Source organism: Oceanobacillus sp. J11TS1 (assembly GCF_018333215.1).
Classification (GTDB): Bacteria; Bacillota; Bacilli; order Bacillales; family Amphibacillaceae; genus Oceanobacillus.
The window spans coordinates 21,606-43,645 of the sequence record NZ_BORO01000006.1; the positions used below are offsets into that span (position 1 = coordinate 21,606).

At 38.9% G+C, this 22,040-nt stretch carries 23 protein-coding genes; 10 read left to right on the forward strand and 13 right to left on the reverse strand.

Features of this window, described 5'->3' with window-relative positions:
• The first annotated feature begins 11 nt into the window (after positions 1–11).
• The 5 genes from KI343_RS06570 (at position 12) to nhaC (ending at position 6,024) form a co-directional block, all read left to right on the forward strand.
• The gene (locus KI343_RS06570) at positions 12–1,151 is read left to right on the forward strand and encodes a Leu/Phe/Val dehydrogenase (RefSeq protein ID WP_212925646.1); all 1,140 of its coding nucleotides are present in this window, start codon (positions 12–14) and stop codon (positions 1,149–1,151) included.
• An 82-nt stretch (positions 1,152–1,233) separates the two neighbouring features.
• A complete protein-coding gene (gene pdhA / locus KI343_RS06575; protein WP_212925774.1) occupies positions 1,234–2,304 on the forward strand; it encodes a pyruvate dehydrogenase (acetyl-transferring) E1 component subunit alpha in 1,071 nt (356 codons plus the stop codon).
• Positions 2,298–3,293: an alpha-ketoacid dehydrogenase subunit beta gene (locus KI343_RS06580; RefSeq protein WP_212925647.1), complete on the forward strand. Its 996-nt coding sequence runs from the start codon at positions 2,298–2,300 to the stop codon at positions 3,291–3,293. The genes pdhA and KI343_RS06580 overlap by 7 nt, the downstream gene beginning before the upstream one ends.
• A 12-nt stretch (positions 3,294–3,305) precedes the next feature.
• On the forward strand, positions 3,306–4,574 hold the full coding sequence (locus KI343_RS06585) for a dihydrolipoamide acetyltransferase family protein (RefSeq protein WP_212925648.1): 1,269 nt from the start codon (positions 3,306–3,308) through the stop codon (positions 4,572–4,574).
• A gap of 16 nt (positions 4,575–4,590) precedes the next feature.
• A complete protein-coding gene (gene nhaC, locus KI343_RS06590) occupies positions 4,591–6,024 on the forward strand; it encodes a Na+/H+ antiporter NhaC (RefSeq protein ID WP_212925649.1) in 1,434 nt (477 codons plus the stop codon).
• A 202-nt stretch (positions 6,025–6,226) separates the two neighbouring features.
• Here the strand turns inward: nhaC and KI343_RS06595 are convergent, their stop codons facing one another.
• The 4 genes from KI343_RS06595 to KI343_RS06610 form a co-directional block, all read right to left on the reverse strand.
• Entirely contained in the window at positions 6,227–6,421 is a 195-nt protein-coding gene (locus KI343_RS06595) for an HAD family hydrolase (protein WP_212925650.1), read from the reverse strand.
• Positions 6,422–6,455: 34 nt separating this feature from the next.
• Positions 6,456–6,953, reverse strand: coding sequence for an HAD family hydrolase (locus KI343_RS06600; protein WP_212925651.1), 498 nt, complete (start codon positions 6,951–6,953; stop codon positions 6,456–6,458).
• A gap of 183 nt (positions 6,954–7,136) precedes the next feature.
• A complete protein-coding gene (locus KI343_RS06605; RefSeq protein WP_212925652.1) occupies positions 7,137–7,556 on the reverse strand; it encodes a universal stress protein in 420 nt (139 codons plus the stop codon).
• Positions 7,557–7,570: 14 nt separating this feature from the next.
• The gene (locus KI343_RS06610) at positions 7,571–9,007 is read right to left on the reverse strand and encodes a SulP family inorganic anion transporter (RefSeq protein ID WP_212925775.1); all 1,437 of its coding nucleotides are present in this window, start codon (positions 9,005–9,007) and stop codon (positions 7,571–7,573) included.
• Between the two features lie 86 nt (positions 9,008–9,093).
• Here KI343_RS06610 and KI343_RS06615 point away from each other — a divergent pair, with 86 nt between their 5' ends.
• Positions 9,094–9,639, forward strand: coding sequence for a recombinase family protein (locus KI343_RS06615; protein WP_212925653.1), 546 nt, complete (start codon positions 9,094–9,096; stop codon positions 9,637–9,639).
• 76 nt (positions 9,640–9,715) lie between these two features.
• On the opposite strand, the gene KI343_RS06620 is transcribed toward KI343_RS06615, so the two are convergent.
• The 9 genes from KI343_RS06620 to KI343_RS06660 form a co-directional block, all read right to left on the reverse strand.
• Positions 9,716–10,093 (reverse strand): MaoC family dehydratase, encoded by a 378-nt coding sequence (locus tag KI343_RS06620; RefSeq protein WP_212925654.1) that lies wholly within the window; start codon positions 10,091–10,093, stop codon positions 9,716–9,718.
• A gap of 5 nt (positions 10,094–10,098) precedes the next feature.
• Positions 10,099–10,521 carry an FAS1-like dehydratase domain-containing protein gene (locus KI343_RS06625; protein WP_212925655.1) on the reverse strand — a complete coding sequence of 141 codons (423 nt, stop codon included), beginning with the start codon at positions 10,519–10,521 and terminating at the stop codon, positions 10,099–10,101.
• Positions 10,514–11,662 (reverse strand): thiolase family protein, encoded by a 1,149-nt coding sequence (locus tag KI343_RS06630; RefSeq protein WP_212925656.1) that lies wholly within the window; start codon positions 11,660–11,662, stop codon positions 10,514–10,516. Before KI343_RS06630 ends, KI343_RS06625 begins: the two co-directional genes overlap by 8 nt.
• Entirely contained in the window at positions 11,659–13,125 is a 1,467-nt protein-coding gene (locus KI343_RS06635; protein ID WP_212925657.1) for an AMP-binding protein, read from the reverse strand. Before KI343_RS06635 ends, KI343_RS06630 begins: the two co-directional genes overlap by 4 nt.
• Positions 13,126–13,141: 16 nt before the next feature.
• Entirely contained in the window at positions 13,142–13,699 is a 558-nt protein-coding gene (locus KI343_RS06640) for a biotin transporter BioY (protein WP_212925658.1), read from the reverse strand.
• 494 nt (positions 13,700–14,193) lie between these two features.
• The gene (locus KI343_RS06645) at positions 14,194–14,478 is read right to left on the reverse strand and encodes a hypothetical protein (RefSeq protein ID WP_212925659.1); all 285 of its coding nucleotides are present in this window, start codon (positions 14,476–14,478) and stop codon (positions 14,194–14,196) included.
• Between the two features lie 529 nt (positions 14,479–15,007).
• Positions 15,008–15,409, reverse strand: coding sequence for an AraC family transcriptional regulator (locus KI343_RS06650; protein WP_212925660.1), 402 nt, complete (start codon positions 15,407–15,409; stop codon positions 15,008–15,010).
• Between the two features lie 100 nt (positions 15,410–15,509).
• Positions 15,510–16,196: a zf-HC2 domain-containing protein gene (locus tag KI343_RS06655; protein ID WP_212925661.1), complete on the reverse strand. Its 687-nt coding sequence runs from the start codon at positions 16,194–16,196 to the stop codon at positions 15,510–15,512.
• Positions 16,186–16,686, reverse strand: coding sequence for an RNA polymerase sigma factor (locus tag KI343_RS06660; RefSeq protein ID WP_212925662.1), 501 nt, complete (start codon positions 16,684–16,686; stop codon positions 16,186–16,188). The genes KI343_RS06655 and KI343_RS06660 overlap by 11 nt, the downstream gene beginning before the upstream one ends.
• A 291-nt stretch (positions 16,687–16,977) precedes the next feature.
• Between KI343_RS06660 and KI343_RS06665 the strand changes: the two genes are divergently transcribed.
• The 4 genes from KI343_RS06665 to KI343_RS06680 all read left to right on the forward strand — a co-directional run bounded on the left by KI343_RS06665 (position 16,978) and on the right by KI343_RS06680 (position 22,033).
• The gene (locus KI343_RS06665) at positions 16,978–17,679 is read left to right on the forward strand and encodes a response regulator transcription factor (RefSeq protein ID WP_212925663.1); all 702 of its coding nucleotides are present in this window, start codon (positions 16,978–16,980) and stop codon (positions 17,677–17,679) included.
• Positions 17,666–18,667, forward strand: a complete 1,002-nt coding sequence (locus tag KI343_RS06670) for a sensor histidine kinase (RefSeq protein ID WP_212925664.1) — start codon at positions 17,666–17,668, stop codon at positions 18,665–18,667. Before KI343_RS06665 ends, KI343_RS06670 begins: the two co-directional genes overlap by 14 nt.
• Before the next feature lie 91 nt (positions 18,668–18,758).
• Positions 18,759–19,442, forward strand: coding sequence for an ABC transporter ATP-binding protein (locus tag KI343_RS06675; RefSeq protein WP_212925665.1), 684 nt, complete (start codon positions 18,759–18,761; stop codon positions 19,440–19,442).
• Complete coding sequence (locus KI343_RS06680; RefSeq protein WP_212925666.1) at positions 19,439–22,033, forward strand: ABC transporter permease; 2,595 nt, start codon at positions 19,439–19,441, stop codon at positions 22,031–22,033. The genes KI343_RS06675 and KI343_RS06680 overlap by 4 nt, the downstream gene beginning before the upstream one ends.
• Positions 22,034–22,040: the final 7 nt, after the last annotated feature.

The following is a 22,040-nucleotide window of genomic DNA, read 5'->3' on the forward strand; positions in this document are numbered from 1 at the left end:
GGGGAGTAATATTGAAACAACTTGAAGAAATCAAAGTAGCGGAACCAGACATTTTTCAAAAAATAGCAAACCATGAACAGGTGGTGTTTTGTAATGACCCGACAACTGGGTTACAGGCTATTATCGCCATCCATGACACAACTCTGGGCCCAGCTTTAGGTGGAACAAGAATGTATCCATATAAAAGTGTTGATGAAGCGTTGGAGGATGTTCTCCGTCTTTCAGAAGGAATGACCTATAAATGTGCAGCTGCTGACCTTGATTTTGGCGGCGGAAAGGCAGTTATTATCGGTGATCCAGAGAACGATAAATCCCCTGGTCTGTTTCGGTCATTTGGCCAATTTGTTGACTCCTTAAACGGCCGCTTTTATACAGGTACAGACATGGGGACGACAACCGATGATTTTGTGCAGGCACTTAAAGAGACTAATTTTATCAATGGCATTCCTGAAGCCTATGGCGGGAGTGGAGATTCCTCCATTTCTACCGCTCATGGAGTGATCTATGCATTGGAAGCAACAAACCAATACCTCTTTAGCGATAAACGATTGGGTAATAGAAGCTATGTTATTCAAGGCTTGGGGAAGGTTGGATATAAAGTAGCTGAACAATTACTTGAAACAGGGGCCGAACTTTATGTAAACGATCTAAATAAAAATACAGTTCAGTTAATTAAAGAAAAAGCAAAAAATACAAATGGTACAGTCCATATTGTAGATTGTGATGCAATTTACAGCGTGGGTGCAGATGTTTTTATTCCTTGTGCAATGGGGGCGGTTATCAATGACCAAACAATTGACCAGTTAAACGTAAAAGGAATTGTTGGCTCAGCGAATAACCAGCTACAATCGTCAAACCATGCGAAAAAACTTCAGGAAAAAGGTATATTATATGCACCTGATTATATTGTCAATGCTGGCGGACTGATTCAGGTAGCTGACGAATTGTATGGACCAAACCAGCAGAGAGTACTTGAAAAAACGAAAGCAATCTATCATTCATTACTGGATATTTATCGTCAGGCTAATATGTATTCCATTACCACTGTGGAAGCTGCCAACAGAAAGGTACAGGAATCATTAGCATTACAACGGAGCCGGAACAATTTTTATGCAAGGAAGCGTAGACCAAAATGGAACGTACGGGAATAGTTTTCCTATAGATACGGAGTTCATATACTAACTTATTAAATTCAGAATAATGAAAAAGAGGTGATGAAGCATGGAAAGGAATATGGAAGAAGAATTTCCTGTTATTCAAATTATTGATAAAGAAGGACGCTATGTTGATGGCACATATAAAAATGAAATCAGTCAAGAATTAGTTCAGCGATTTTACCGTCAGCTTGTCTGCATGCGAACTTTTGATCAAAAGGCAATAAATCTGCAACGTCAAGGCCGGCTGGGTACCTATCCAGGTTTTGAAGGCCAGGAGGCTGCGCAGGTAGGAAGTGCCCTGGCATTAGAGGAAGATGACTGGATGTTCCCTACTTACAGAGATCATGCTGCAAGTATTACATTTGGCAGGTCGTATAATATTTTATCGTCATGGAACGGGCGGATAGAAGGAAATCTTCCGCCTGAAGGAAAGAACATAGTGCCACCGTCTGTACCAATTGCCACGCAGCTGCCGCTCGCAACAGGAGTGGCAATGGCGAATAAATACAAAGGATCTAATCAGGCTGTGATTGTTTACTTTGGGGACGGAGCAACTTCTGAAGGGGATTTTCATGAAGGATTGAACTTTGCCAGTGTTTATCAGGCTCCAGTTGTGTTTTTTAACCAAAATAATCGTTATGCCATATCTGTTCCAGTCTGGAAACAAATGAATTCCGAAACGATTGCTCAAAAATCGTTAGCCTATGACATTCCAGGTAGAAGAATTGATGGGAATGATGTATTGGCCGTGTATTTCGAGACAAAAAAAGCGTTAGAACAAGCTAGAAATGGCGGAGGGCCAACCTTAATTGAGGCAGTTACATGGCGCTATGGTGCTCATACAACTGCAGATGATCCAACAAAATACCGAAATCAAAAGGAAGAAAATGAAAAACATCGTCAAAATGATCCGATACTACGTTTAGAACTATTTATGAAAGCATATGGTTATTGGGACGAGAATTGGAAAGACCGAATAAAAGATGAAATAAAAAAGGAAATTGATAATGCGGTAAAAGGCCTAGAATCCATGCCGCCGCCAGATATAAATGATATTTATGATTATATGTTTGAAAAGCCAACATGGACGATTGAACAGCAAAAGCAAGAATATATAAACCATTGGCGAGGTGAAATGAAATGCTGACGAAGATAAAAACGAATAAGCTCACTCCTATTCAGGCGATTACAGATGGTCTGCGTACTATGCTGAAAGAAAGAGAAGAAGTAATCGTACTCGGGGAAGATGTTGGTGTGAATGGCGGTGTTTTTAGAGCAACGGATGGTCTGCAGGAGGAGTTTGGAGAAAGTCGCGTTTTTGACACGCCTTTGAGTGAGGCAGGAATTATCGGTACTTCTATTGGTATGGCAATGAATGGAATGCTGCCTGTTGCGGAAATTCAATTTTTAGGGTTTATCTATCCTGCATATGAACAAATTATGACGCATGCTACGAGAATGCGGTATCGGACAAAAGGAAGATTTACCGTACCGATGGTAATACGAGCGCCGTATGGAGCTGGAGTAAGGGCACCTGAAATTCATTCAGATAGTATGGAAGCACTGTTCACCCACATGCCCGGAATAAAAGTAGTCTGTCCCTCCAACCCGTACGATGCGAAAGGGCTGCTCATTTCGGCAATTGAAGACCCGGATCCAGTTCTATTTCTAGAGCCGCTTAAATTATATCGAGCTTTTCGAGACGAAGTTCCGGAAGAAAAATATAAAGTTGAACTTGGTAAAGGGAAATTGATCCAAGAAGGAGAAGACGTAACGATTATTGCGTGGGGAGCAATGATCCCTGTTGCGATGCAAGCAGCTAAACAAGCGGAAGAGAAGGGAATTACATGTGATGTTATTGATTTGCGAACGCTTTATCCTATTGATAAAGATATCATCGCTAAATCGATGCAAAAAACTGGCCGTACTGTCATCGTACATGAAGCACCGGCTACTGGTGGTTTGGGTAATGATATTATATCAATTATAAATGACACGTCATTTTTATATATGAAATCACCTATTGAACGGGTTACCGGGGCTGATGTCCATGTTCCATTTTGGGCCTTGGAGGAACATAATATTCCAACGCCAGCACGTGTGATGGATGCGATTCATAAAGTGATTGATTTTTAGGAGGTGGAATCATTGATCGAGGTTAAACTGCACGATATCGGAGAAGGAATGACAGAAGGTGACGTCTTGGCTTACTTCATTAGGGAAGGTGATCTAGTTGAAGAAGATCAGCCGATAGTAGAATTACAAACGGAAAAAATGGTTACCGAACTAACGGCTCCTGCAAAAGGGGTGGTCAAAAAAATTCTAATTGAAGAAGGTAAAACGATTCCTGTTGGTACAACCATTTTGTTGATTGACGCAGAAGGTGATTCTAGGAAAACGGAAGCCGAAGAGGAAAAGCCGCAAGTAAGCTATCATTTCTTACAAGCGCAGGAAAGGGATACACGGGGTTCGCAAACGAAAGCTGTAGAAATAAGGGGGCCGAAACGAATTAAAGCAGCTCCATATACCAGGAAAATTGCAAGAGAACTCGGAGTTAATATTGAATTAGTGGAGGGTACCGGAAAAAACGGAAGAATTACCGTGGAGGATGTTCAACGTTTTGCGCAGCGTGAAGAGGTGGCTGCTACAACTACAGAGGAAAAATTGCGTCAAAACCAATCCGTACAAGAAACAAATAATAAAAATCCATCGACCAATTTAGAAGTTGAGGTAGAGATTATCCCGTTTACAGGCCGACGCAAGCAAATTGCAAAGAAAATGAGTCAGTCGATTTATACAATTCCTCATGTTCACCACATGGAAGAAATTGATATGACTGAAATACTAAAATTCAAAAATGAAATTAAGCAGGATGTTAATGTCTCTGTTGCAGCCTTTTTTATTAAAGCGCTTACAATTTCCTTAAGTGATTTTCCAATCTTTAATGCCAAACTTGATGAGGTAAAAGAAGAGATCAAGCTGGAGAAAAATGTTCATATGGGCATCGCGACAGATACGCAAGAAGGGCTAATTGTTCCGGTAATCAAAAATGCAAATAAAAAATCAATCCTTGAAATTCATAAAGAATTGAAATCACTAACAGAAAGGGCAAGAAATAATAATTTGACGCCAAAAGAGATTACAGGAAGTACCTTTACAATTAGTAATGTTGGTCCAATGGGGAGTATAGGTGCAACACCGATTATTAATTATCCGGAAGTAGGATTAATGGCATTCCACAAGACGAAAAAGATGCCTGTAGTAAATAAGCATGATGAGATTGTTATTCGCTCCATAATGAATGTAACGTTAACATTTGACCATCGCGTGACAGATGGAGGAAATGCAATTGCATTTACAAATCGTTTTAAAGCCTTGCTGCAAAATCCAAAACTTCTTATGTTGGAATTAATTTAAAAAAAGGGGGAAAACCATGTTTCGTATAAAGCCTGAACAAATGCCGTCATTAGCCGAAGCCGTTACAGTAACGATAGCCGTGATTGCCATTATGAGTATTAGTATTATCTATTTCGAAGCACCGCCACATCTTCCATTAGCGATTTCACTCTTACTGTTAATCCTATATGGGATAATAAAGAAAATACCATACGAAAAGTTACAGGAAGGTTTGGCTGAAGGCGCAGTATCTGGAATTAGTGCCATCTTTATCTTTTTTATGATTGGTATTTTAATTTCTGCCTGGATTTATGGTGGTACAATTCCAACTCTGATTTATGCTGGATTTGAATTAATAACACCAAACTTTTATTATGCTATTGTTTTAATCGTTACTTCTATTGTTGGAATTAGTGTGGGAAGTTCTTTAACAACAGTGGCTACAGTTGGTCTTGCTTTTATCGGTATATCCCAGGCTCTTGATATTTCACTTGCTATTACGGCGGGAGCGATTGTATCTGGTGCATTCTTTGGTGATAAGATGTCACCGCTCTCTGATACAACGAACATGGCTTCATCCATCATAAAAGTAGATTTGTTTGAACATATCAAAAATATGATGTGGACAACAATCCCTGCGTTTTTGATTGCTTTAATCATGTTCGGGGTTATTTCACCGAATATTTCGACTGCAAACTTTACTCAAATGGAATTATATAAGCAGGGGCTTTTGGATACAGGATTGATTCAATGGTATAACGCAATAATCCCGCTTACAGTTCTGGTGATTTTCTCCATTTTTAAGGCGCCCGCATTATTATCACTTGCAGCCGGTGCGCTTAGTGCCATTCTTATTTCTTTTGTCCATACTATTCCATCCATAGTCGGACTATTTGGGACGCTTTTTGGAGGTTATGTTTCAGAAACAGGGATTGAAGAAATTGATTCCCTCTTGACGCGTGGCGGAATGGAAAGTATGTTTTTTACAATCGGAATAATTTTACTTGCATTAGGAATGGGAGGGTTACTGTTTAAGCTTGGGATTATACCAAGATTATTTGCCTCGATAGAAGGAGCGCTGCAATCTGTCAAATCGGTAATTATCGGCTCCGCATTAAATGCAATTGGTGTCAATGTGCTTGTGGGAGAACAATACTTATCCATCCTTTTAACAACGGAAACATTCCAGCCGCAGTACCAAAAAGTTGGTTTAGCGAATAAAAACTTATCAAGGGTGTCAGAGGATGCAGGGACTGTAATTAACCCACTTGTTCCGTGGAGTGTTTGCGGGGTCTTTATTACGGGCGTGTTAGGTGTTTCGACATTGGAATACTTACCGTTTGCCTTCTTCTGTTTACTCTGTCCCATTTTAACAATTCTTTTTGGCATTACAGGAAAGACGTTGACTTATGTAGAAGCTGCTTCATCAGATTCTGTTATAGATCAATCGGAAAAAAGTAAATTGGGCTAGTATATTAAAACAAGTAGTTCATTTAGGTGAGAAATATTGTTTATAGAATGTTCCTTCGATGAAATGCATAATAAAAAGCTGAAACTTTTACTCTAATGGAGAATTTTTCAGCTTTTTTTATTTAAGAATAAATTAAATCAGAAAGTATTCAATCAGCTGTACAGGGGATATGCTTTCTGGATTAAAACATTTAATAATGACGTTATTCCACTATTCGCAGCATATCAATAAGATCATCTAACGAGTTAAGAGCTAGATTGAAATGATCACTAGGATTTGGAGTTTGCGCATGTTCGCGTGGCAAGTAGGCTGTACGAAATCCATGTGCTGCCGCAGCACGTAAATCCCAAGGATGCGTAGAGATATATAGTGTGTTCGCCGGTTCAATTCCAAGCATGTCGATAGCCAGTTTATATGCGGCGGGTTGTGGCTTATATTGTACGTGCAAATTGAGTTGATAGAAGCGCATGCCAACGCAATTCGGCACGAGTACATACCTCAATAATTTGAGTGAAGCCCGAGTTTGTCAGTCCAGCCGTTGTAATTAAAGAGCTAAGTTGATTGAGCTGTCGTGATGCTTCTGGCCATGGTGTAAAACGCCTTCCTACTGTTGCTAAACGTTCGAAATCGTCGTGTTTTAACGAGATATTTCGGTTCTTGAGAATAGATTCAAGTGTATGGCGGCGCATATTATCTTCAAGCATCCAAGGTTGTTGTCCGTTGGCAATAGCTTCTGGGAAAGAACCTTGTTTCATTCCCCACTCAAGCGCTACGTCCTGCGCTAGGTTTTCATCCATTCCGCAATTACTAAATACTTCCTTCATTTCACGATTAGTAGTACCAACACTATCGACAAGCGTTCCTACAATGTCGAATACTAATGTATTTACCTCTTTGACTGTGTTCTCTTGGATTTGATTAGCATGCATAAAATTCCCTCCTTGAAACAGTAACGTTTCGAGATAAGGATATTTTAACCAAGTTCTCACTTTTTATTTTGTGTGTATTGTTCCTTTTCCTGAATATGCGGTAGAGAGCGAAGCAGACAACCACTTGCTATGAAGATGATGAACAAGCGGTTATACTAACTGACTTTCCTCTGCAATATATATTTATTTCACAATCAATGCAGGACAATGAACACGTTTCATTACCTTGTGACTGACACTGCCTAGCACCATTTCTTGCAGTACATTTAGTCCGCGGCTGCCGATCACGACCACATCAACACGGTGATTATTGGCATACTTCACGATTTCCGGCCCAGGTTTTCCGCGTAGAATCGTTGTTTTATAATTCGCATTTGCTTCATTTAGAAATTGAATGACTTTGGAATTTTTTTTACGGCGCTCCAATTCAATTGCTTCACTGGAAGTCGAGTGCAGAACATCCGTCTTTGATTTTTCAATATCAATGACATAAACAACATCGATAATCGATTCCTTATCGTAAGAAGCCATTTTGACCGCTTCTTTAGCTGCACGTACTGCATTTTCTGAACCGTCTGAAGCGAGTAAGATATGTTTATACATAAATAACCCTCCATTTAATGGGATGATAAAACCCCATTTAATTTATCCATTATTTTCTTACTTGAGGCATCGATTTCAACAAGCTCCACATGAGCTCCTTTTTCTTTTACCAGATCTATCACTTTTAAAACAGCGCCAACACCTGAATCATCCCAAATGCGGCTGTTGGAGAAATCAATCTGGATGTTTTCACCCTGTATATCCGCTTTTTTAAAGTAATTAACAAATCCGTCAATCGAGGCGAAAAAGAGTTGCCCATGAATACTATAGTGATTTTCATTTTTCGAAATAGTAACTGTTGAAATTTTAATTACGAAGAAAATGGCACTTAAGAGTACCCCGGCAAGAACACCTTTAGATAAGTCATGTGTATAAACGACAATTCCGACGGTAGCTAACATAACGATTGCATCGGTCCGAGGAGCTTTTACTAAGTATTTAAAGGAACTCCAATCAAACGTTCCGATACTTACCATAATCATGATTCCGACTAATACTGGCATTGGGATTTGGACAACTAAATCACCTAACACAATAATGAGGAACATTAAAAAGATACCTGCAATCAATGTAGATAAACGTCCTCGCCCCCCTGATTTCACATTAATGACAGATTGGCCAATCATAGCACAGCCTGCCATTCCGCCGAAGAACCCGGTAATGAAATTCGCAATTCCTTGTCCGCGGGCTTCCTGATTTTTATGACTTTCCGTTCCGGTCATATCATCGACAATTCGGGATGTAAGCAATGTTTCTAATAGGCCGACAATCGCTAAGGACAAGGAATATGGAAAGATAATTTGGAATGTTTCCAAGTTAAAAGGAACATTTGGAATAAAGAAAGATGGGAAAGATTTTGTAATTGTACCAAGATCTCCTACCGTTTTTAATTCAACACCACTGAATATTGCAATGGACGTTAATAATACAATTGCTATTAACGGAGCTGGAACTACTTTGATGAAACGTGGTAAGGTATATAATAGGATTAACGTAACTCCCACGAATACATAGGTCATGGTCGATATGCCGATGAAATGCTCTAGCTGTGCCATGAAAATCAAAATAGCTAATGCGTTGACAAAGCCAATCATCACTGCATTAGGAATAAATTTCATTACTTTAGCGATTTTGCATATCCCAAAGATAACTTGGATAATACCTGTTAAGATAGTTGCAGCTAATAAGTAATCAAGGCCGTAGTCCCGGACTAGTGGAACCATAAGCAAAGCCATTGCTCCCGTAGCTGCAGAAATCATTCCTGGTCGTCCACCGGCAAAGGCAATGACCACAGCAATAATAAAAGATGTGTATAAACCTATCATCGGATCGACACCTGCTATGATAGAGAAAGCTATTGCTTCAGGAATAAGGGCGAGCGCAACGACAATACCGGATAAAATGTCAGCCCGAATATTACCGAACCATTGTTGTTTTAAATTTTGCATGATAAACTCCTTTTCTAAATTTCTTTTCACATTGTAGCACTAACTTTCCTAAAAAGGAACCCTTTTAGGAATAAATAGGAGCGGATAATATGATATATGGATATATAAGACCGTTATATAATGATAAACAATCTCAAAATCAATTAAATATACTAAGGAGTAAATGCGATCGGATTTATCAAGAAGAGCATGGGACTCCTAAAAAAAGACATGAGCTGGAGGCGCTTTTAATGGAGATACAGCCTGGAGATTGTATTGTAGTAGAGAAAATGATTGCTCTGGCTGACACATTTCATCACCTGATGGAAATACTACAAGTGTGCGAGAAAGATAATGTGAGAGTCCATTTTCTGAATGAAGGAATTCAAAGTGATACACTGCTTCATATCTATTTGCAAGATATGATGGTATATGTGCTTCAATTCCAATCAGACAGCATAAAACAATCTACCACACAGGGGATGTATGAAGCAAAGCAACAGGGGAAGTCCATTGGGCGCCCTAAAAAATCCGATGAAAATATTAAAAAGGCAATTGCGATGTATCATGATGGTTTTAAATTGTTTGATATAAAAAAGGAAACGGGAATAAGTAAATCGACGCTTTATCGTTATTTGGAATCGTTTGAAAGATAGAGTGGAAGAATAATATAACTTGCTAAGCCCAATGAGAATTCTAAACTTCTTATTAAAATATAATCATTGGGCTGGATTATTCGTTCCTAAATTCGATCTTTCCACATACCACTCTATCCCGATGCTGATTTTCCCCAATCGCTTTCAGGGATATTCTCTGATTTGTTTGTGTAACCATTTCCGTTTTCAGTCTCAAAATATCATATACAAAAAGGGGGGAGGAGAACGTCATTTTATAATTAGAAAGCATCCACCCATTCAGAAGCAGCGGTGAAATGATTTTTGCGCCCATCGCCATGGATAGCATCCCGTGGGCAACCTGGATTGGGAATCCTGCTTGGTTTGCAGCGGCTTTTAAAAGGTGAATCGGATTTGTATCACCAGAAACAGCTGCATATTGCTTCACTAAATGCTCTGTTATTTCTATTTCCATTTCTTCGTAAAAAGAAATCAATGTAATCACTCCTCTGTGTAACGAAGCACCATCGTTGTATCACTTGTTGCCGCTAATTTATCCTTATCAACAATGGATAATCGGTGGACGATAAATTGTTGTTTGCCTCGTGTACGCAGTTTTTTGAGGTCTATTTGGCAGTGATATCGTTTGTTTGCGATAAGTGTCTGTTTGTAAGAAAAGGATTGTTCACTTTGAATCATTGTGAAATCGCCTATCAACCATGGGATCTTTAAGCGTTGCCAAAATAAAATTGGATAAGTCGGAGGGAGTAAAATGTCCTCATACCCTGCCTTCTTTGCAGCATGTTTATCAAGATATAATGGATTTTTTTCATCGATAGTCTGACAGAATTGCTCAATCTGTTTGCTTGTTACGGTTATTGGAATCCAATCTGTTTTCGCACCGATCCATTTTTTATCAATCATGAACTTCATACCTTTCAAATAGGGTTGCTAAGCCAAGCCCGCCGCCGATTCCGAGTGTAGCAAGACCAAATTTTGCCCCTGTACGCTCTATTTCGGTACATAATCTAGTAACAAGGATAGCACCGGATGCTCCATAAGGATGGCCGAAAGCAAGTGCTCCTCCGCCAATATTTAATCGCTCTAGAGGAATATGCAGCTCCTTTATAGAAGCTAATACTTGAGAGGCAAAAGCTTCATTAAATTCAATTAAATCAATTTGCTCGATTGTTTTATCGATCCGTTTTAAAAGTTTTTTTACTGCCGGAATGGGACCGATGCCGAGAAGGTTGGGGTTAACACCTGCACTGGTTGCATCGGTAAAAGACAGGATAGGCGTTTGTTCTAATTCACGACATTTTTTCTCAGACATAATAAGAACGGCGGCGGCTCCATCATTGATTGCGCAGGCATTTCCAGCAGTTACCGTCCCGTCATCGGTAAAAGCAGGACTAAAACGTCTAAGCATGCGCGGGCTTAAAGATTCTCTTGGTCCCTCATCTGTATCTATACCTCGAATAGGAACTATTTCTTTTGTAAATCTGCCTTCATTCTGTGCACGTATTGCTTTTTGATGGCTTTCATAAGCAAAATGGTCCTGAGCTTCTCTAGAAATGTGAAAAGTATTGGCAACATTGTCTGCAGCAAGTCCCATATCAGGATCGCCAATGGAATCCGGTGAAAAACGGGCGCGTGAATAGAAGTTTGGTGTGGTGTAAAGCGTCGTCGGCTTTTCCATTTTCCAAGGTGCAAGGCTCGTACTTTCTATACCTCCAGCAATATAAATATCACCTGCTCCTGCTTGAATATGACGGCATGCCATATTGATTGCCTCTAGTCCGGAGCCGCATTGGCGATCAATAGTGACTGCTGGAATTTCAACAGGAAGACCGGCAGTCAAAGCAGTGAGCCTGGCAATATTTCCGCCTGGACCGATTGCATTACCTAAAATCACTTCATCAATTTGCTCGGCTGCAATGGAGTGCTCTGCTAAAAGCGCTTGAATAACAGCAGCGCCTAGCTTTTCCGGCGGCACCTGTTTAAACATACCGCCAATTTTGCCGATTGCTGTTCGTTTTGCTGCGACGATGACTGGTTTATTCATTGAATCCACTCCGTCAGATTTTTTTCAATCGTATTGCGAGCGATTTTTCCTGTTTTTGTATAAGGCAAGTCTGTAACGGTATAATATTTTCTTGGCCGTTTATAAATGGCAAGCTGTTTTCGACAATGTGCTTTTAATTGCTTTAAATTATCGGGATTACTATTCTTCCATTCAATCAAGGCAACAACCTTTTGTCCCCAATGTTCATCATCCATTCCAATAACGATGACTTCTTTTACATCCGGGAAATCCTTTATTATTTTTTCGACTTCCTCCGGATAAATATTTTGGCCGCCGCTGATAATCATATTGTTTTTGCGTCCAATAATTGTTAGAACGCCTTCCTCATTTAAAAATCCTAAATCATCAATCGTTGCCCCATATTGGGTTAAAACTTGTTTGGTAGCTGTCTCATTTTTGACATAGCCGGTAAATAAAAAATCGCTCTCGATATAAACATTTCCGATCTGCCCTGGAGGAAGAATTTCCTTATTTTCATCGCGTATCGTAATAACTACACCTGGGAAAGGCTTCCCGACGCTGTTAGGGAATTTATCTGCTATTTCCTTTGTAGCAAAGGACACATAACTTAATTCAGAGGCACCATAATACTCGTAAAGCGCACTGTTTGGAAAGGCAGTTGTTAACGCCTTTTTGATGGCGGGCCTGAGTTTTGCTCCTGAGGACAGGAACGTAACGGGTGCTTCAATTACTTCTTCTTGTTTTGCTAATCCACTCAGCATCGTTGGAACGGCAGAAATAACGGTTGCTTTTTTAGTGCGTATGAGATGTGAAATCTCTGTTTCTGAAAACGAGGAAGTAAGATAAAAGCTAGCACCAATATGAAGGGCATGCGTGGCACCGAATAAAGAAAGTGAGTGACAGAGCGGTCCCGGTGCCAGAATAGTGTCCTCTTTCCCGTAATGAAAAGCCTTTTCCCCTGCAGTAAAACTGGCAAGCCATGAAGTATGACTGCGAATAAAACCTTTTGGCTGCCCGGTTGACCCAGAAGTAAACCCGATATAAAAAGGGCTGTCCGCTAAGAAATTCTCGGAGCCTTGCCCGTTTATATCATGCACGTGCACGTCGTCTGTGAAAAAGGTTACAGAGAAATGATAGTTTGCTCGTTTTTCAAAAGAGGAACTGGCAACGACCATATCAGGCTCAGCCATTTCCATGACCCGGGTTGCCTCTTGTTCGCTCCATTTTACATCAAAAGGGATGGCTATCCAGCCTAATGTAATTACGGCAAAATAAGCCTCTAAAAAAGCAGGCTCATTACCGATGAAAAGTGCTACCTTTTGGGGTCTATTTGTCTCCGTCTGTTGCTGCTGTAGAAGTGCCTTATATTGTTGAACGCTTTTATAAAAAACGCTGTAGGTAATCGTTTGATCTTGAAAATAAATCGCAACTTTATTGGCTTGTTCGTTTGCAAATCTTTCTAACTGGTTTCCGATAGTCATCGGATTCACCGCCTTACTATGTAGGTTGTTTGCTATTATCAATCAATGGGTATACCCGATTCAATTTTATGATAATAGCACTCGCTATAAGAGCTTTTAAAACATCTCCGGGTAAAAAAACGAGAGCTGAGATTGCTGTTGGTGCCCATGGCAGATTGGATAAAATAGATAAATAGGTAACTCCTATTATATTAACAACAATAACGCCGCCAAGGATTGTAATCAATACTAGTTTCGAGTACGTTAAATAATGGATATTTTTTTCTGCCAAATATCCGATAATCCATGCAGCTACAGGCCATGATAGAATATAGCCTCCGCTTGGTCCGATAAGAACTCCTAAACCGCCGCGTCCCCCAGTTAATAAAGGCACTCCGACAGCAACGAGAAAAACAAAAAGTAATAAACTAAGTCCGCCGCGCCTCGCTCCTAATACACCGCCCGCCAGCATGACACCGAGCGTCTGTAATGTAATCGGAACAGGAATAAATGGAACTGGAATTGGCGGGAAGAATGCAAATACCCCCATAATTGCTGCGAATAATGAAATAAACATCATGTCTCTTAACTTCAATTTACTTCCCTCTTTCTTAATTGTAATATTAATAGAATAATAGAGTTGATAACAATATGTCAACCTTGTTTTTATTTAGGTTGACAATATAGTTTTATTTTTTATAACAATCCAGTAAATATTAGAATAGGTGAATTATTGCTTATCTATGCTGCTTAAAACAAAGAAGATTATGTAGGATACCAAGAAATTGGCTCGGAACACTAACGGTTATTAATCTATGGTGAAATTAGTTATTCTTTGCAAGAACATGCTGCGGCGAAACAACCAATGAATGAAGCTTTTCCTAATAAAATTAACAGGGAATCGCCAAAGTTAAGAATGTTGACGATTCCCTTATTCGTTTTTTTAAGCATAATGTTGCAAATGTTTCCGGTGAGTCGAGTAATCGCAAAATCACTTTGGTGGGCCGAGTAATCGTAGCCCCAGCCCGACGCTTTGGTTTCTGAACACAGCAAACTTAGCTTGATCTAACGCAAGGTAGCAGTGAAAAACTAAAAGTTTCTTTTCTCTTGGCGTTCTACTTTCTGTAACTGCTGACGCAAGTTGTGTAGAAGTTCCTGTGTTTGTTGATACTGAGGATTCCGAAGTGCTTGATCACCATATTGATTTTGTGCTTGTTGTAATACTTCATCTGCTTGCTGCAGTTGTTCGGTAGCCTGTAGGTATTGCTGGTGATTGACACTTGCATCATTTTTTGCAAATTGGATTGTTTCCATAGACTGCTGGACAAGCTGAGTAGCTTGTTGAATCTGTTCATGTGGGTTTTGCTGAACCATAAGAAAGCCTCCATTCTTTCGTTTAAAAGTACTTAAACTTGGTTAACTACTGTTGTTATATTTCCAAAGAAAGCTTGTATTATGTATGGAATGAAAAGAAAGAGCTATTATCCCAATTACACGAGTGGGCAAAAAGGCTTTGAGCATATTGGAAGAGAAAAAGGGATAATCTAATGGGAAAGTTGTGATAAGGAACAAACATAGGAGGGCATATTAGAAGCAAAGCTACATAAAGAAAGGCAAGTTAAGTTAAGCTGATGTGTATAAACCTAACTTGCTGCTTTTTTAAAAGATCTTCTTCGCATAATGGAAGGTTTTGGTAATCCTATATCAATGCAATGACAAGGTTACAAACTCATAGGAGAGTTTTGTTCTAACCATTATTTCATAAACAAATTAATTTAGATCAAGCTAATAATGGCTAACTATTATACAGTATTGCAAAAGGTTTCTTGCTTTATATTTTACGCCTGTATAGGTAAACAAATTTCACAAAGATGTTTCTCCAGCATAAATTGGATATACCTCTCTAAAATAGTCTTGTTGTATCTAATTGATGGCCAGTTTCAGCTAATTTATTGAAAACGACCTCCCATGCTTCGTTTAACGCCTCCGCTGTATGATGGATAGTAAAAATAGCGTAGCTGCCACCTTGTAAAATATCATGTTGAACACATTCGTCGTTAATTTCCTGCTGAGCAGACAGTACCAATGCCGTGTCGTATCGACATTCTTTAGGAGGAACAAGTGCCGGGTTGTCCCTGATAATTCCTAATACAACCGCATTATCTGTAAATAAGTTAGTGTGTGAAGCGTTATTATAGCCCATCCAATGTTTAAACCTATCCATCAATTGATTATTCCCCACCCCGTATTTTCCTGTTCTCCGCATATAGACAATTGGCAGATCTGGAAATTGTTCAATTTTCATATACCATATTCTCCTTAAAAAGTAGTACGCCGGCGTCTAAGTACATCATAGATTCCTTTAAAATGAAAAACAACCTAAATATTAAAATTATTTTAAAAGATTATTTAGAAAGGTTTGCCGAATTATATAAATCCGTTAATAATATTTCTTCCGAGTGATCTTTATATTGGATTTCTATTTTGTCTTTATCTGTCAGCTTCTTTGCTTCTCCATTGGGTAGTAATAACGTATTTTCATCTAAGAATGTATAGGTGATATCAGCTCCACTTTTATAAAGCATTGCAATTTCCGAATCAGGCATCCAAGATATTTCAGGAAAAATACTCCAACTCTCATAAATAATAATCCAATCCGTATAGTCCTGGTTCATTTGATTTTCCATAGCCATAAGGTAACGATTATCTTTATTTGATTTGAAAGTTAGTGTAACGGCAGAATCATGCTGTTGAATGGTGGTCTCCACGTTATCTTTATCAGCAATCCACATATGGACAAAAAGAAGATAATAGCTGATCGACAGGATAAGGAAAAGAGTTACCAGAGTTCCTGTAATTATAAAAATCTTTTTCCTGTTTTTTAAGCGCACCTTTTTTAAATAGTCGATATTTCTCTTCTCGTCCTTATGTTCATTTGTATGTTCTATGGACAAGTCTTCCTGCAATTCCTTTACATACTCTCTGCAATCCTTACATTGCTCCATATGTTTTTCCATTTGTTTATTCGTCTCTTCACTCGTTAAATGTTCGATATAGTTTGGCACTAAATCTCTAAAAACACTATGATTCATCAGTTTTATCACCCTTTCGCATTTGTTGTTTGGCACGATAAAATGTTACTCTTGCCCAATTCTCTGATTCTCCAAAAATGGAGCCTATTTCTTTAAAAGATAAATCGCCCAGTAGCCTAAGATAAAGTATCTCTCGCTTTTTTTCACTGAGCTGGTGGGCTAGTTTGAAAAATTGCATTTTATCTTCATTTCTAAAATATTCTTCCTCCAAATGGGAAGAGAACGTTTTTTCATTACTTAATGATTCTGCCAATAGATGCCTTTTCTTTTCACGATTCAACTCCTGCAGCCAAACATTTTTTGCAATGGAACAAAGCCAGGTAGAAAATTTTGCTTTTCCGGTATCGTGAAAGTTATTGATGGACTTGATTGCTTGATAAAACGTCTCTTGTGTCAATTCTTCGGCAGATTGATAATCATTATTGGTTAACGTTAATAAATATTTAAAAATAAAGTCCGCATATTTTTGATAGACATCTTCCTGGTTCACCATTTCCCTCCTCTCATTCCATTTAGTAGCAATCCTAAAAACGAATCATCTATATATCCATAAAATGATGCGTTCGTTACAATCTTTTTTAATTTATTTTCAGGTGAAAGTATAGGTTTCATTCTATGAGGGTTATTGCCAACTGCTATTATACAGGATGGGTATGCAGATGTTATATTTTTGTAAGACTAGCATAGAAAAATAACTTGAACCATGTAACTTATTCACGACTATTAGTATAATAGGCAATAGTTCAAGCGATAGCAGTGGAGAAATAATGGAGGAATAGACATGAAACTACTCATTGTAGAGGATGATAAAACAATAGCTTCTGGCTTGGAATACTCATTAAGTCAGGAAGGTTATGAGACGTTGGTTAGCCATCATGCCCAAGAAGCAACAGAAATAATAGAAACACAGATTAACAGTATTTCCTTATGCTTATTTGATTTATCCTTGCCTGATGGCAGCGGTTATGATTTATGCCGTTGCGTGAAAGAAAAAGCGGATGTTCCGGTTATTTTTCTGACCGTTGCGGATGATGAGGTGAATGTGGTGATGGGGCTGGATATGGGAGCGGATGATTATATTACCAAACCATTTCGTATCCGCGAATTAAGCTCGCGGATTAAAACCGTGCTCAGACGCTATCAAAAGAATGGCACGCATGAAAAAGATTCTATCCAGATTGGCCCGTTAGAGGTGCTCCCGTTAGAAGGAAAAGTGCACAAAGCGCATGCTGAGCTTACTCTAACAGCACTGGAATATCGGCTGTTAATGATTTTTATCAACCATCGAGGACAGATTCTTTCGCGGGAACAGCTTTTAGAAATGATATGGGATGTTGCCGGCGAGTTTGTTAATGATAACACGCTCACAGTGTATATTAAACGGCTTCGGAAAAAAATAGAGGACAATCCGCAAAAGCCAGTATTGATAGAAACAGTTAGAGGATTAGGATATAGGATGGCGACAGAAGATGTTAAGGAATAAAGAAATCCGCGTTTTTATCATCGTCACTGTACTGGTTCTAGGAATAGGAATTCTATTTGGTTACGCACATTCACCGGTAACAGCATTATTTATTGCCATTGTTGGCGTCAGTCTGGCTGTTTGCTATCTGTTATGGATGGCATGGCGTTACCAGAAGATGATTCAGCTATCGGGCTACTTACGAAAAATAATGGCAGGAGATACCTCATTGGATGTCCGGGATAATACAGAAGGAGATCTCAGTATACTAAAGAACGAAATTTATAAGATGACAAGGATGTTATCTGAACAGCAGGAAGGATTACAGAAGGATAAAGAAAAACTTACGGATGCGATCTCAGACATTTCCCATCAAATCAAAACACCGCTTACGTCCATGACAGTGATGGCTGATCTATTAAGCGATCCGAATTTAGAGGCTGAAAAACGGCGAGAATTTACCCTTCACATAAGCAAGCAATTGGAGCGGATGGAGTGGCTGGTTTCTTCATTGTTAAAGCTTTCAAAAATTGATGCAGGAACCACTTTATTTAACAGGGAGAAGATTGATGTGAACGAGCTCGTAAAAGAAGTAATCGCACCGATGGAAATACCTGTTGAGCTGAAAGGAATAGAGCTGGAAATAGAAGAAACGCCAGAAACTGCATTTATTGGTGATAAAAACTGGACAAAAGAGGCTTGTATAAATATTTTAAAGAATGCAATGGAACATACACCAAATGGCGGAAAAATTACAATTTCTTATGAGGAAAACGCCATTTTCACGGAAATACGAATCAAAGATAATGGGCAAGGGATTGAAAAGACAGAGCTTCCGCATATTTTCAAACGTTTTTATAAGGGCAGTCATGCGGCAGACGGCAGTGTTGGTATAGGACTGGCAATGGCCCATTCCATTGTCACCAATCAGCTGGGAGATATTGAAGTGATCAGTGAACCGGGAAAAGGAACTACCTTTATTATAAAATTTTATAAGCAGGTTGTTTAAAGTGACAATATTGTCACCATTATTGTCACTGACCCGTCATTTTGGACAAGTAAAGTAGAAGGCATAGAAAAGTTACAAGGAGGAAAACGGAATGGAATTAATGCGGATTGAAAATTTGTCTAAAGTGTACGGGAAAGGTGATACAGCAGTAAAGGCATTGGATAATGTATCTTTTTCTGTGAAGCAGGGAGAATTTGTGGCGATTATCGGACCATCTGGGTCTGGGAAGTCAACCTTGCTTCATTTGTTGGGAGGTGTGGACAGACCTACGGATGGAAGGGTATTTATAGAAAATACGGATATTTATGCATTAAATGAAACGCAGCTGGCTATCTTTCGGAGACGGCAAATTGGTCTCATTTATCAATTTTATAATCTCCTGCCGATTTTAACGGTGGAAGAAAATATCACCTTACCAATGCTCCTAGATGCGCATAAAGTAGACAAGAAGCATTTCAAAGAAATTGTGGAGATATTGGGACTGCAAAAACGTTTGGATTATTTACCGAATCAATTATCCGGCGGTCAGCAGCAGCGTGTTTCGATTGGCAGGGCGCTGATCAGTAATCCTTCGATTATTCTGGCAGATGAGCCGACAGGAAATCTGGACAGTAAAAACAGTAAAGAAATTATTGATTTGTTAAAGCTGTTTAATAAAACATATAATCAGACACTCGTCGTTATTACACATGATGACCGCATTGCCTTACAGGCGGATCGAGTGATTTCAATAGAGGATGGCACGATTGCCAAGGACGAGGTGATTCGTCCATGAATATTGTCAATAAAGTAACGCTGAGACATTTAAAGGAGAATAAGCGAAGAACGCTTGTTACGATTTTTGGTGTCATTATCTCTGTTGCGATGATTACGGCGGTTGCAACTTTGGGTTTTTCTTTTATTGATATGCAGCAGCGGGATGCCATCGCAAATAATGGTGATTGGCATTATGCTATGCAGGATGTGGATAAGGAACAATTAAAGGCAATTCAAGCCGATGATAATACAGACTCTATAGGCCTTGTGGATGAATTGGGGTTTGCACCTTTAAATGATCAGTTGACGAAAAGATATCTCTACGTTCGAGCGATGGATGAAACAGCTATGGAACAAATGCAAGTGAATCTGACAAAGGGGAAGCTCCCTACCAATAAAAACGAGGTTGTTATTTCCGAGGCATTAAAAGGAGAAGATTTTGATTATCAGATTGGAGACACGATTGAGTTAGATATTGGGGAAAGATATGAGACTGGTGCTGAAGAAGAACGTTCATTAGATCATGACGAATCAGTCTATGTAGATGATGACGGGATAAGTGAAGAGTTACGTAATCAGGAAGAACACAGTTTTACAATTGTCGGTGAGATAGAAGAGCCTATTTGGGATTACCCATGGTCACCAGGTTATTCCGTGTTATCTTATACAGATGGTTTATCTTTAACAGAGATTGAGGGTGTATATGTTCATGGGAAGAAATTAAGGAAAACACTATTTGATGATGTTGAACAACTGGGGTCAGATATTGGGATTGATGCAGAAAACATTCGATTCAATACACCCTTATTAGATATGCATTTAATCTCTTTAAACAGTGGCATGGTTGCCGCTTTATCGGGGTTGCTTACCGTAATCATGATCATTGTTATGGTTGGGTCGATTGCGTTAATATATAATGCTTTTGCAATATCTGTATCTGAGCGGTCGCGTTATTTAGGGATGCTCTCCAGTGTCGGGGCGACGAAAAGACAAAAGCGGAATTCGGTATTATTTGAAGGATTTGTCATTGCCCTCATTAGTATCCCGATTGGAATTGGTGCCGGATTATTAGGGATGGGCATTACGCTGCACTATATCAATCAGATGTTATCAGGTGTGGGACTCCATTCAGATTTTCGCTTGGTTGTGACATTGCCTATCTTTATTATTGCGATAGTGGTTTCTCTCCTGACCATTATGATTTCTGCCTGGATACCGGCTGTCAGAGCTTCTAAAATTACGGCGATTGATGCGATTCGTCAGGCGAAGGATATTAAACTTACCAAAAAGAAAATCAAAACAAACCGTCTTGTTCAGAAACTGTTTGGCTATGAAGCAGAAATCGCCCTGAAGAATTTAAAAAGAAATAAGAAACGCTATCATGTTACTGTATTCTCTTTAATGATCAGTATTATCTTATTTTTGTCGGTCGGATTTTTTACCACCACGTTGACGAAATCCTATGAGCTGCAGTCTGAGGAACAGAATTATGACATTTCGATGCTGGATAATTCTGGTGAAAACAAGCTGACTGATATATACCCAACAATTGAAAATATGGATAAAGTAAAAGATATTATTATGTATCAGCAAATATATTTTCCTGCCTATATTCCTGAAGAGATTGCTGGGAATACAATGGAAGGGATGGAGGATATCTATGGTTCAGAAGAGATAGATGAAGAAGGAACAAGCTATACAATTGCACTAATAGGTCTCCCAACAAAAGAATGGGATGAATACCTCCGTAAAAACAATATTTCAGCAGTATCTAATGACAAACAGCAAGCTGTTTTAGTTAATACCGTTTCCTATATGGATAATAATAATAAATATGTTGAAAGTGAAATGTTGCATGTTAACAAGGATGATCAACTGCCCCTTCGAATAGAAAACAACTATAATGAGGAAACAGATGAATGGAAAATAACGAATGAGGAACTTAATCTAATAGGCCTTACGGATAATTTTCCGATGGGAGATTTTCATCCTTCTATGAATACACTGTTTGTTATTGTCCATGAACAAACATTTAACAATCTGATGGAAAGTGTACCTTATAGTCAGGACAAGGAGTTGGGATTATATCTGACTTCTGATGACCCTTACCAGGTACAAGACGATATAGAGGCTCTTGAGCCGAGTAATAGTTTAGAAATAAGCAATATCTATGAATTTCGGCAGCAGGACAAACAACTGACTTTAGCCTTATCTATCTTTATTTACGGGTTTATAACACTAATAACGCTTATTTCGATTGCAAATATATTTAACACGATTTCAACCAGTGTGGCACTGCGAAAAAGAGAATTTGCAACAATGAAATCGATTGGCATGACGCCAAAAGCTTTCCGCAAAATGATCCGGTTTGAAAGTCTGTTTTACGGAATCAAGTCGTTAATCTACGGCTTGCCGATCAGTTTTGTTGTTATGTATTGGATTCACTTACAAACAAGGAGTGCTTTCGACTATCGTTTTCAATTACCGTGGATTTATATCGGCATTGTCATTTTGGCTGTCTTTGTCATCGTCGGAGTTGCCATGCTTTATTCCACTTCTAAATTGAAGAAAGATAATATTGTAGAAACATTAAGACAGGAAAATATTTAAATAAACA

Bases quoted from the DNA above. Each gene is read 5' to 3' on its own strand.
- KI343_RS06595 (WP_212925650.1), bottom strand. From the start codon at position 6,421: ATGCTTGGAATTGAACCGGCGAACACACTATATATCTCTACGCATCCT.
- pdhA (WP_212925774.1), top strand. From the start codon at position 1,234: ATGGAAGAAGAATTTCCTGTTATTCAAATTATTGATAAAGAAGGACGC.
- KI343_RS06655 (WP_212925661.1), bottom strand. From the start codon at position 16,196: ATGAATCATAGTGTTTTTAGAGATTTAGTGCCAAACTATATCGAACAT.
- KI343_RS06625 (WP_212925655.1), bottom strand. From the start codon at position 10,521: ATGATTGATAAAAAATGGATCGGTGCGAAAACAGATTGGATTCCAATA.
- nhaC (WP_212925649.1), top strand. From the start codon at position 4,591: ATGTTTCGTATAAAGCCTGAACAAATGCCGTCATTAGCCGAAGCCGTT.
- KI343_RS06605 (WP_212925652.1), bottom strand. From the start codon at position 7,556: ATGTATAAACATATCTTACTCGCTTCAGACGGTTCAGAAAATGCAGTA.
- KI343_RS06670 (WP_212925664.1), top strand. From the start codon at position 17,666: ATGTTAAGGAATAAAGAAATCCGCGTTTTTATCATCGTCACTGTACTG.
- KI343_RS06675 (WP_212925665.1), top strand. From the start codon at position 18,759: ATGGAATTAATGCGGATTGAAAATTTGTCTAAAGTGTACGGGAAAGGT.
- KI343_RS06645 (WP_212925659.1), bottom strand. From the start codon at position 14,478: ATGGTTCAGCAAAACCCACATGAACAGATTCAACAAGCTACTCAGCTT.
- KI343_RS06600 (WP_212925651.1), bottom strand. From the start codon at position 6,953: ATGCATGCTAATCAAATCCAAGAGAACACAGTCAAAGAGGTAAATACA.
- KI343_RS06680 (WP_212925666.1), top strand. From the start codon at position 19,439: ATGAATATTGTCAATAAAGTAACGCTGAGACATTTAAAGGAGAATAAG.
- KI343_RS06650 (WP_212925660.1), bottom strand. From the start codon at position 15,409: ATGAAAATTGAACAATTTCCAGATCTGCCAATTGTCTATATGCGGAGA.
- KI343_RS06615 (WP_212925653.1), top strand. From the start codon at position 9,094: ATGATATATGGATATATAAGACCGTTATATAATGATAAACAATCTCAA.
- KI343_RS06630 (WP_212925656.1), bottom strand. From the start codon at position 11,662: ATGAATAAACCAGTCATCGTCGCAGCAAAACGAACAGCAATCGGCAAA.
- KI343_RS06665 (WP_212925663.1), top strand. From the start codon at position 16,978: ATGAAACTACTCATTGTAGAGGATGATAAAACAATAGCTTCTGGCTTG.
- KI343_RS06635 (WP_212925657.1), bottom strand. From the start codon at position 13,125: ATGACTATCGGAAACCAGTTAGAAAGATTTGCAAACGAACAAGCCAAT.
- KI343_RS06580 (WP_212925647.1), top strand. From the start codon at position 2,298: ATGCTGACGAAGATAAAAACGAATAAGCTCACTCCTATTCAGGCGATT.